A 10522-nucleotide genomic window follows, 5' to 3' on the forward strand; every position below is an offset into this window, starting at 1 on the left:
GAAGGCCCGAAGTCGCGCGGGCCGGTGTCGGAAGGCCCGAAGTCGCGCGGGCCGGTGTCGGAAGGCCCGAAGTCGCGCGGGCCGGTGTCGGAAGGTCCGAAGTCGCGCGGGCCGGCGTCGGAAGGCCCGAAGTCGCGCGGGCCGGCGTCGGAAGGCCCGAAGTCGCGCGGGCCGGCGTCGGAAGGCCCGAAGTCGCGCGGGCCGGCGTCGGAAGGTCCGAAGTCACGCGGGCCGGCGTCGGAAGGTCCGAAGTCGCACGGTCCGAAGTCGCACGGTCCGAAGTCACGCGGGCCGGCGTCGGAAGGTCCGAAGTCGCACGGTCCGAAGTCGCACGGGCCGTACACGCGCGCGTCGGCGAACGAGAACGACAAGAGGAGCACTGTGAACCGCCTGTCCGCCGAGAACGTCACCCTCGCCTATGACCAGCGGGTCATCGCCGAGCAGCTGTCGGTGGAGATACCCGACAACTCGTTCACCGTGATCGTCGGCCCCAACGCCTGCGGCAAGTCCACGCTGCTGCGCGCCCTTTCCCGGATGCTGAAGCCGTCCCAGGGGCGAGTGCTGCTCGACGGGCAAATCATCCAGTCGATGCCCGCCAAGAAGGTCGCGCGGACGCTGGGCCTGCTGCCGCAGTCGTCGATCGCGCCCGACGGGATCACCGTCGGCGACCTCGTGGGCCGTGGCCGGTACCCGCACCAGGGGCTGCTGCGGCAGTGGTCGACCGAGGACGAGCGGATCGTCCGGGAGTCCATGGAGTCGACCGGGGTCGCCGAACTGGCCGACCGTTACGTCGACGAGCTGTCCGGCGGTCAGCGTCAGCGCGTCTGGATCGCCATGGCGCTGGCCCAGCAGACCCCGCTGCTGCTGCTCGACGAGCCGACCACCTTCCTGGACATCCAACACCAGATCGACGTGCTCGACCTGTGCGCCGAGCTCCACGAGGAGCAGGGCCGCACACTGGTCGCGGTGCTGCACGACCTCAACCACGCCGCCCGCTACGCCACCCACCTCATCGCCCTGCGCGGCGGCTCGGTGATCGCCGAGGGCGCTCCTTCCGAGATCGTCACGGCCGAGTTGGTCAAGGAGGTCTTCGGACTGCGCTGCCAGGTCATCGACGACCCGGAGACGGGGACACCGCTGGTCGTGCCGGCGGCACGCAGGGCGCGGAGCGGCATCGAGAAGATGGCCGCTACAGAAGCTTCCTGAGCTGGAGCAGGTCCCGGAAGCCCGCCTCAAGCTTCACCCGGCCCGAACCCCAGGCCTTGGCGAAGTTCAGTTCGCCGCCGACGAGGGCCACCAGATCGTCGCCCGCCATGGCGAGCCGGATCTGGGCCTTCTGGGGCGGCGGTCCCTGAAGGGTGTCGTGCACCTCGATCCGCCCGTCGCGCATACGGCCCACGAAGGTGACGTCGAGGTCCTTGACATGGCAGCTCACCGAGCGGTCGAGGGCCGTCGCCTCGCTCACGTGTCCTTCGGCGCCTGCCATGTTGTCCGAGAGCTTTTCGAGTGCGGCGCGGCACTCCTCAATCGTTGCCATCGCGATCGACGGTACCCCAGAGCTTCGCGGTAGCGTCTGGGCATGAGCGACTCTTTGCCCGAGGTCGAGGCTGGGGTGGAGGCAGTGGTTCCGGAGGCAGTGGTTCCGGCCGTGGAAGCCGGGGCGACCGGCGAGCCCGGCCCGCAGTCGGCGCCCCCGGTCGTCGAAGCCGAGGACGACCCCGCCGCCCCGGCCCCGCTGAACGTGCCCCGCACCGCCACCGGCCACCCCGAGGTCGACGCCGCCCTCGACCGGCTGGCCGACGCCGACCACCTCGCCACCGACGGCCATGTGGAGGTGTACGAGGATGTACACAGGGGGCTGCGTGACGCGCTCACCGCGCTCGACGCCCGCCCGGGACCACCGGCTCCCACCCGTCACCCGACCGCCGCCCCTCAATGAGACCCTTCGGGTCGCACTTATCGATTGCCGTACGAGAGCAGGAGCTGAACCCACCGTGGCAGGAGTCGCACGCCGCCGTCTGGACGCCGAACTGGTCCGGCGGAAGCTCGCGCGGTCGCGTGAGCACGCGAGCCAGCTGATCGCCGCCGGGCGGGTCACCGTCGGCAAGACCGTCGCGACCAAGTCCGCGACCCAGGTGGAGACCGCCGCCGCGATCGTGGTCGTGACCGACGACGGCGACCCGGAGTACGTGTCCAGAGGCGGCCACAAGCTCGCGGGCGCACTGGAGGCCTTCGTACCGCGAGGGCTGGCCGTCGCGGGGCGGCGGGCGCTGGACGCCGGCGCCTCCACCGGTGGCTTCACCGACGTACTGCTGCGGGCCGGGGCCGCGCACGTCGTCGCCGTGGACGTCGGATACGGACAACTGGCGTGGACTCTTCAGAGCGATGAACGCGTCACCGTCAAGGACCGTACGAACGTACGCGAGTTGACGCTCGAAGTGATCGATGGGGAGCCTGTGGATCTTGTCGTGGGGGATCTGTCCTTCATCCCGCTCGGCCTGGTACTTCCCGCACTGGTGCGGTGCGTGAAGCCGGATGCCGATCTGGTGATGATGGTCAAGCCGCAGTTCGAGGTGGGTAAGGAGCGGCTGGGCAGTGGGGGAGTCGTACGGAGTCCGGAGCTGCGCGCCGAGGCGGTGCGCGGGGTGGCCCGGCGGGCCGGAGAGCTGGGGCTCGGGGTGAAGGGTGTGACGGCCAGTCCGCTGCCCGGGCCCTCGGGCAATGTCGAGTACTTTCTGTGGCTGCGTGCCGGGGCTCCCGCGCTGGACCCGGCCGACGTCGACCGAGCTGTGGCGGAGGGGCCGCGTTGACTCAGGACCGATCTCGAACTGTTTTCCTGCTCACCCACACCGGGCGGCCGGCGGCGATCCGCAGTGCCGAACTCGTCGTCAAGGGGTTGCTGCACCACGGCATCGTCGTGCGCGTCCTGGAGTACGAGGCCGAGGACATCCCGCTGCCGGAGGAGGTGGAACTCGTCAAGGAGGCCACCCCGCAGTGCCTGGACGGGTGCGAGCTGCTCATCGTCCTCGGTGGTGACGGCACACTGCTGCGCGGCGCCGAGTTCGCCCGCGCGTCCGGGGTGCCGATGCTCGGCGTCAACCTCGGCAGCGTCGGCTTCCTCGCGGAGGCCGAGCGGGACGACCTCGACAAGGTCGTCGACCGGGTGGTGACCAAGGCGTACGAGGTCGAGGAGCGGATGACCGTCGATGTCGTCGTTCATCAGAACGGGAACATCGTCCACACGGACTGGGCGCTGAACGAGGCCGCCGTGCAGAAGGCGGGCGCCGAGAAGCTGCTCGAAGTCGTCCTTGAGATCGACGGTCGGCCGGTGACCGGGTTCGGGTGTGACGGGATCGTCCTGTCGACTCCGACCGGGTCCACGGCGTACGCGTTCTCGGCGGGTGGGCCAGTGGTGTGGCCCGAGGTCGAGGCGTTGTTGATGGTGCCGATCAGTGCGCACGCGCTGTTCGCGAAGCCGTTGGTGACGTCGCCGAATTCTGTGCTGGCGGTGGAGGTCCTGCCGCACATTCCGCCTGGGGTTCTGTGGTGTGACGGGCGGCGGACCGTCGAGCTGCCGCCGGGGGCCCGGGTCGAGGTGCGGCGAGGGGCTGTGCCGGTGCGGCTGGCTCGGTTGCATCATGCGTCGTTCACGGATCGGCTGGTGGCCAAGTTCGCTCTGCCCGTTTCCGGATGGCGGGGGGCTCGGCACTAGCGTCTTGTGGGGGGTGGCGGGGACTCGTCAGCGGCTGCGGGCTGTGTGTGTGGTTGCTCGCGCCCACGCGGCGGAGCCGCATATTGACACAGTCCCGCGCCCCTTTCAGGGGCGCTGTAGCTCGCCGGGGTGACATTGGGGACGGGGGGCGTCGCGGTTCCGTCCCCGGACCTCGTAAGGTCGTGTCCGTGTTGGAGGAGATGCGGATACGGTCGCTCGGAGTCATCGACGACGCGGTCGTCGAGTTGTCGCCCGGCTTCACCGCCGTGACGGGTGAGACGGGCGCGGGCAAGACCATGGTGGTCACCAGCCTCGGCCTGCTGCTCGGCGGGCGGGCGGACCCGGCGCTCGTGCGGATCGGTGCGAAGAGCGCGGTCGTGGAGGGCCGGATCGCCGTGCCCGAGGGCGCGACGGCGGCCGTCCGGGCCGAGGAGGCCGGGGCCGAACTCGACGACGGGGCGCTGCTGATCAGTCGCACCGTCTCCGCCGAGGGACGGTCGCGGGCACACCTGGGCGGGCGTTCCGTCCCCGTGGGCGTGCTCGCCGAGCTGGCCGACGAACTGGTCGCCGTGCACGGGCAGACCGACCAGCAGGGGCTGCTGAAGCTGTCCCGGCAGCGGGCGGCGCTCGACCGGTACGCGGGGGACGCGGTGGCCGTGCCGCTCACCAAGTACGGTGAGGCCTACCGGCGGCTGCGTGCCGCGGCCGGCGAACTCGACGAGATCGTCACGCGCGCGCGTGAGCGGGCCCAGGAAGCCGACATGCTGCGGTACGGGCTCGATGAGATCGCGGGCGTCGAGCCGCGGGCCGACGAGGACGTGGAGCTGGCCGAGGAGGCCGAGCGGCTCGGGCACGCGGAGGCGCTCGCGTCCGCCGCCACGGCCGCGCACGCCGCGCTCGCGGGCAATCCCGAGGACCCGGAGGGCGTGGACGCCTCGACGCTCGTCGCGGGCGCGCACCGGGCGCTGGAGGCCGTGCGCTCGCACGACCCGGCGCTGGCCGCGCTCGCCGAGCGGATCGGGGAGATCGGGATCCTGCTGGGCGACGTGGCGGGGGAGCTGGCGGGGTACGCCGACGACCTGGACGCCGACCCGCTGCGGCTGGCGGCCGTCGAGGAGCGGCGGGCCGCTCTCAACGCGCTCACCCGGAAGTACGGCCAGTACGGCCAGGACATCGCCTCCGTGCTGTCCTGGGCCGAGCACGGCGCCCAGCGGCTCACCGAACTCGACGGCGACGACGAGCGGATCGACGAACTGACCGCCGAGCGGGACGCGCTGCGGGCCGAACTGGGCGGGCTCGCGCAGGCTCTGACGGACGCCCGGGCGGAGGCCGCCGAGCGGTTCGCCGCCGCCGTCACCGCGGAGCTGGCCTCGCTCGCCATGCCCCACGCGCGCGTGTCGTTCGAGATCCGGCAGAGCGAAGATCCCGAGGGCGTCGAGGTGGGCGGGCGTACGGTCGCGTACGGGCCGTCCGGTGTCGACGAGGTCGAACTGCTGCTCGCCCCGCACCCGGGAGCACCGCCGCGGCCCATCGCCAAGGGCGCGTCCGGCGGTGAGCTGTCGCGGGTGATGCTGGCCGTCGAGGTCGTCTTCGCGGGGACGGACCCCGTGCCGACGTATCTCTTCGACGAGGTCGACGCCGGTGTCGGCGGCAAGGCCGCCGTCGAGATCGGCCGGCGCCTCGCCCGGCTCGCCAAGTCGGCGCAGGTCGTCGTGGTCACCCATCTGCCCCAGGTGGCCGCCTTCGCCGACCGGCAGTTGCTGGTGGAGAAGACCAACGACGGGTCCGTGACCCGGTCCGGGGTGAAGGTCCTGGAGGGCGAGGACCGGGTGCGTGAGCTGTCGCGCATGCTCGCCGGCCAGGAGGACTCCGAGACGGCACGGGCGCACGCGGAGGAGCTGCTGGCGGCGGCCCGCGCGGACGCGTAGGGCGGGGGCCGGGACCGCCGCTCTTGTCGGCCATGAGTGAACAGGGCGGTGAACACGGCGGGAAGCAGCGGGACGGGAGTCGTGCGGAGGGGCACTGTCGTGCGGGAGTTCACTCGTGTGGGTGACCCTGGGACCGTGGTTGCCCGGGGCTCCGGCTTCCGCCGTGTCCGGCGGTCCCGGAACGCCCTTGCGGCCTGGCATCCTTGGACAGGAACGACGTAGTAGGACGTGCTGCGTGGACCACACGGAAGCGCCTCGTGCGGTCCACCCCCACCGCGGGATCCTTCTGTACGTTTCTTCGTGACCGTCCGACCCCGAACCAGGAGCCCCGGCCACGTGAGCCACGTGAGCAGCCACTCACCACACGGCCAGTCGCCGCTGCGAACCGTGCAAGTGCTCGGCGGCGGCAGCGCGGTGAGTAGCGCGCATGTGCGGTCGCTGTCCTCGGGCCTGGTCGCCCGGGGCGTACGGGTCACCGTGTGCGCCCCCAGCGACACCGACGGCCTGTACGACTTCACCGGCATCGGCGCCCACCACGTCCACGTGCCCCGCAGCAGCGATCCGGCTGCGGTGGCCAGCCTGCGCAGCGCCTGCGCGGACGCCGACCTGGTGCACGCGCACGGGCTGCACGCCGGCTTCCGCGCCACCCTCGCGCTCGGCCGGCGCACCACCCCGCTCGTCGTCACCTGGCACACGCGTTCGTACGCGGAGGGGGCGCGGGCCCATCTGCTGCGGCTGCTGGAGCGGCGGGTCGCCAAGGCCGCCGCCGTGGTCCTCGGCACCTCCTCCGACCTGGTCGACCGGGCCCGCAGCCGGGGCGCGCGCGACGCCCGGCTCGCCGCCGTCGCCCTGTCCACGCCGCGCCGGGCCGACTCCTGCGACGACCCGGACCGGCCCGCATCGAAGGTCCGGGCCGAACTGGGCGCCACGGATCGCCCGTTGCTCATGGCCGTCGGCACGCTCGACCGCCACCGGGGATATGACACCCTGCTCGACGCCGCCCGGGAATGGCGCGGCCTCGACCCCGCGCCGCTGCTCGTCGTCGCGGGCGAGGGGCCGTTGCGGAGCGTCCTGCAGCGGCGCATCGAGGACGAGGAACTGCCCGTACGGCTCGTCGGGCGGCGCGACGACGTCTCCGAGCTGATCGCCGCCGCCGACCTCGCGCTGCTGCCCGGTGGTCCGCAGACGCGCTCCGTCCTCGCCCAGGAGGCCCTCCACGCGCGCGTGCCGCTCGTCGCGGCCGCCGTCGGACCGGTGCTCGACCTGGTCGGCGACGCCGCCGAACTCGTCCCGTACGGCGACGCGGAGGTGCTCGCCACGGCCGTCGTACGCCTCCTCGACGACCCCGCCCGCTGTGAGGCGCTGAGGGAGCGGGGCATCCGGCAGGCCGCCACCTGGCCGACCGAGGACGAGACGGTGGCCCAGGTGCTCAGCGTCTACGACGAGTTGACGCAGCTCCGGCCGCTCAGCTAGCGCTGACCGCTCACCTGACGGGACGGCCACGGACCTGGCCGTGGCTGCTCGTCCGGCTCCGGCCTCGACTCGGCCGCGGCAGTTCGGCCGGCTCCGGCCCAGCGCTGTCCTGTCCCGGCTCCGGCCCCCCTTGCCCTTGCCCTTGCCCTTGCCCTTGCCCCGGCTCCGGCTCCGGCTGTTCATCCGGCCCCCGCCGCTCGCGCGGGCGGTGAGGCCTCAGACGACGTGTCTGCGTGCCCTCAGCGCCAGGCTCAGCGCCAGGACCGCCTGGGGGTCGTCCAGGTCGGTGCCGAGCAGTTCGCCGATGCGGGCGAGGCGGTTGTAGAGGGTCTGGCGGTTGAGGTGCAGCTCGCGGGCGGTCTCCGCCTTGCGGCCGGCGTGCGCGAGATAGGTCTCCAGGGTGGGCAGCAGCGGGGGCTTGGCACGGTCGTCGTGGTCGCGGAGGGGGCCGATCGCGCGGTCCACGAAGGCGGCCAGGTCGGGGTGGTCGCGCAGCCGCCACAGCAGCAGGTCGATGTCGAGGCGCCGGGCGTCGTACCAGGGGCGGTCGGCCAGGCCCTGCGCGGCCGTCGCCGTCTCCGCCGCGTGCCTGAGGCCCGCCGACACGGCCGCCCAGCCACCGGGCACGCCTACGACCACCACGGGCGGCCGCCCGCCCGGCCGCTGCATCCCGGCGCGCTCCGCGCCGGCCCGCAGCGCCGCCGCGACCTTGTCGGCGATCGCCGGGCGCTCCGACTCGGCGCGCAGGCCCAGCAGCAGCGGTACGCGGCCCTCGACGGGGCGTACACCGAGCAGGACGGGCACGCCTACGGAGGCCAGCTCCTCGGCCACCGCGCGGGCCAGGACGGCCCAGCCGCCGCCCGGGGACAGACCGTCGGCGAGCCGCATCACCACCGGCAGCAGGGGGCCGCCACCCGGCTTGAAGCCGAGGACGCGGGCCTGCGCGGGGGCGTCCGCGGCCTGGACACGGCCCTCGGCGAGGTCGGTGAGGAAGTCGCCGCGTCCGCGCGCCGCCAGTTCCTCCTCCTGCCGGGCCTGCATCAGGACGACGGCGAGGACGCCGGCCGCGCGCTCGGCGGCCATCCGGTGCACGGGGGCCAAGGGGGCGACGACGGGGAGGAGGACCAGACGGGCCCGTACCGAGCCCGGGCCCGGTCCGCCGCCCGGTACGTCGACGATGGCCGTCCCGGCCGGTGGCGCGTCCTGGTGCCGGTCGCGCAGCCCCTCCCACACCTGGAGCGGATCGGTGTCCGCCGGACCGGCCCCGGCGGCGTACAGCAGTTGTCCGTCGGCGGTCTCCAGGAAGACCGGGTTGCCGCTGAAGTCGGCCAGGATGCCGAGGACCTGGGGGACCCCGCCCCCGCCGAGCAGGGCCTCGGTGCAGCGGCGGTGGACCTCCTCGGCCTGCTGGAGGAGGGCGTAGTGGCCGTTCACGATCTCGGTGTGGATCTCCTCGGTGACCGTCACGAAGGCCACCTCGCGGTGCAGTTGGACGAGGGGGAGACCGGCCGAGCGCGCCGTCTCGACGAGGGCGGCCGGGAGCCGTGTGAAGCGCGGGCCCAGTTCGACGACGAGGGCCGCGATGCCCCGCTCGGCGAGGGTCCGGACGAACGCGCGCTGGTCGGCGGGGCGGGTGCCCAGCCCGTATCCGGTGGTCAGCAGCAGTTCGCCGCCCTTGAGGAGCGAGGCGATGTTCGGGACCTCGCCCGCGTGCACCCAGCGCACGGTCCGGTGCAGCCGGTCGGCGCCGGCCAGGATCTCCGGCAGCCCGCCGCGCAGCCCGGGCAGCTCCAGCGCCCGCCGCACGGTGATGCCGCCCTGCGCCTCGCGGCCGTCACCTGGTGCGCGGCTGTCACGGGTGTCCATGGAGCGGACGGTACCCGGTCGTCAGGCAGGCGGGATGTTGTGGTTGAAGCGGAAGACGTTGTCGGGGTCGTACCGGGTCTTGACCGCGGTCAGCCGCCGGTAGTCGTCGACGCCATGGCCGGCGACGACCCGGTCGGCGCCCTCGTCGCCGACGAAGTTGAGGTAGACCGCGCCGGTGCTCCACGGCCGGACGTCGGCGCGGACGTCCCGTACCCACCGGACGCACCGCTCGTCGTCCGCCGGGTCCTCCCAGATACCGAAGGGGTGCACGGCCCACGGGGAGTTCCGGTACGGCACGGGGTAGTCGGCGGGGCCCTCGGCGATGGCGCCGCCCAGCGGGAAGAGCAGGTGCTGGGTGCCGGTCGGCACGGGCATCGTCCAGGCGCGGGTGCCGAAGACGTCCACCAACTCGTCCGGCAGACCGGTCAGATACTCCGCCGACCAGTAGTTCCGCATGCCCGGCGGGTCGTCGATCATGCACTGCACGTCCGCGTACGGCATCGCGCCGACCACCTCGGCCTCGTGCGGCAGCGCCAGCAGCGGCTGGGCGATCTTGCGCATGTCCTCCTCGGTGCCCGCGTACGTCAGCAGGACCCCGCACACGAGCCTGCCCACGAGGTGCTCGGGGACGAACTCCTCGGGCGGGCCGGTGAGATAGAGCACACCGCCGCTCGCCTCCGGTGGGCCGGTCTCGATGACCTCGCGGTACACGCGGATCACCTCGGGGCCGTGATCCGGGAGGTAGAGCAGCAGGGCGATGGCGAACGCGGGCAGTTCGTGCAGCCGGAGGGTGAGCGCGGTGGCGACGCCGAAGTTCCCGCCGCCGCCGTGCAGCGCCCAGAACAGGTCCGGGTTCTCCCCGGCGCTCGCGCGGACCGGGTGGCCGTCGGCGGTCACCAGCTCGACGCCGAGCAGGTTGTCGACGGCGAGCCCGAAGGTGCGGTCCAGCCAGCCGCTGCCGCCGCCGAGGACGAAGCCGCCCACGCCCGTGGTCGACGCCCGGCCGCCGGTCGTCGCCAGGTGGTGGGGCCCGGTGGCGCGGTCGAGATGGCTCATGGTGGCGCCGCCCTCGACCCGGACGCTCATGGAGCCGGGATGGACCGTGACCGCGTGCATCCGGCGCAGATCGATGACGAGCCCGTTGTCGTTCAGCGCCATTCCGGCCACGCTGTGGCCGCCGCCGCGTACCGCGATCGGCAGGTCCAGGTCGCGGGCGAAGCACACGGAACGGGCGACATCGGTCTCGTCCGCGCACTGCGCGATCACGGCCGGACGCCGGTCGATCATGGCGTTGAAGACCGTGCGGGCGTCGTCGTACCCCGGATCGTCCGGCGCGTACACGTCGCCGGACAGGTCCTCGCGCAGTGCGGCGAGGGCCGCGTGCGCCTTCGAGAGGGGAGCCATGGTGAGCCGCCCCCTTTCGGTCAGGGGACAGGACTCTTTCCAGGCTAGATGATCTATTCCAAGGGGTCAGTGATCGTAGGCGATCAGTGAGCGTAGGACGGTTTGTCCGGTCGCGTCGTTGTGCCAGATCGCGGCGGTC

At 73.0% G+C, this 10522-nt stretch carries 9 protein-coding genes and 1 pseudogene; 6 read left to right on the forward strand and 4 right to left on the reverse strand.

Going from position 1 to position 10522, the window contains the following annotated elements; all coding sequences use genetic code 11:
- Window positions 1–371: pseudogene (locus tag ACFU53_RS42850) on the reverse strand (hypothetical protein); the annotation flags it as partial.
- Between the two features lie 10 nt (window positions 372–381).
- On the opposite strand from ACFU53_RS42850, the gene ACFU53_RS42855 reads away from it, so the two are divergent.
- Window positions 382–1206: an ABC transporter ATP-binding protein gene (locus ACFU53_RS42855; RefSeq protein WP_384005204.1), complete on the forward strand. Its 825-nt coding sequence runs from the start codon at window positions 382–384 to the stop codon at window positions 1204–1206.
- Here ACFU53_RS42855 and ACFU53_RS42860 read toward each other — a convergent pair.
- Window positions 1190–1537 carry an SCP2 sterol-binding domain-containing protein gene (locus tag ACFU53_RS42860; RefSeq protein WP_384005205.1) on the reverse strand — a complete coding sequence of 116 codons (348 nt, stop codon included), beginning with the start codon at window positions 1535–1537 and terminating at the stop codon, window positions 1190–1192. The two genes, ACFU53_RS42855 and ACFU53_RS42860, sit on opposite strands and share 17 nt — an antisense overlap.
- Before the next feature lie 42 nt (window positions 1538–1579).
- On the opposite strand from ACFU53_RS42860, the gene ACFU53_RS42865 reads away from it, so the two are divergent.
- The 5 genes from ACFU53_RS42865 to ACFU53_RS42885 all read left to right on the forward strand — a co-directional run bounded on the left by ACFU53_RS42865 (window position 1580) and on the right by ACFU53_RS42885 (window position 7113).
- Window positions 1580–1939 (forward strand): hypothetical protein, encoded by a 360-nt coding sequence (locus ACFU53_RS42865; RefSeq protein ID WP_384005206.1) that lies wholly within the window; start codon window positions 1580–1582, stop codon window positions 1937–1939.
- Between the two features lie 55 nt (window positions 1940–1994).
- On the forward strand, window positions 1995–2810 hold the full coding sequence (locus tag ACFU53_RS42870) for a TlyA family RNA methyltransferase (protein WP_384005207.1): 816 nt from the start codon (window positions 1995–1997) through the stop codon (window positions 2808–2810).
- Complete coding sequence (locus ACFU53_RS42875; protein WP_384005208.1) at window positions 2807–3712, forward strand: NAD kinase; 906 nt, start codon at window positions 2807–2809, stop codon at window positions 3710–3712. Before ACFU53_RS42870 ends, ACFU53_RS42875 begins: the two co-directional genes overlap by 4 nt.
- Before the next feature lie 200 nt (window positions 3713–3912).
- On the forward strand, window positions 3913–5640 hold the full coding sequence (recN, locus tag ACFU53_RS42880) for a DNA repair protein RecN (protein ID WP_384005212.1): 1728 nt from the start codon (window positions 3913–3915) through the stop codon (window positions 5638–5640).
- A gap of 336 nt (window positions 5641–5976) precedes the next feature.
- Complete coding sequence (locus tag ACFU53_RS42885; RefSeq protein WP_384005209.1) at window positions 5977–7113, forward strand: glycosyltransferase family 4 protein; 1137 nt, start codon at window positions 5977–5979, stop codon at window positions 7111–7113.
- A gap of 216 nt (window positions 7114–7329) precedes the next feature.
- Here ACFU53_RS42885 and ACFU53_RS42890 read toward each other — a convergent pair whose 3' ends face one another.
- Together ACFU53_RS42890 and ACFU53_RS42895 are read right to left on the reverse strand one after the other, a co-directional pair.
- Window positions 7330–8979, reverse strand: coding sequence for a PucR family transcriptional regulator (locus ACFU53_RS42890; RefSeq protein WP_384005210.1), 1650 nt, complete (start codon window positions 8977–8979; stop codon window positions 7330–7332).
- Window positions 8980–9000: 21 nt separating this feature from the next.
- Window positions 9001–10383 carry an FAD-binding protein gene (locus ACFU53_RS42895; RefSeq protein WP_384005211.1) on the reverse strand — a complete coding sequence of 461 codons (1383 nt, stop codon included), beginning with the start codon at window positions 10381–10383 and terminating at the stop codon, window positions 9001–9003.
- Window positions 10384–10522: the final 139 nt, after the last annotated feature.

This window comes from Streptomyces sp. NPDC057474, from assembly GCF_042802555.1.
Taxonomy (GTDB): Bacteria; Actinomycetota; Actinomycetes; order Streptomycetales; family Streptomycetaceae; genus Streptomyces.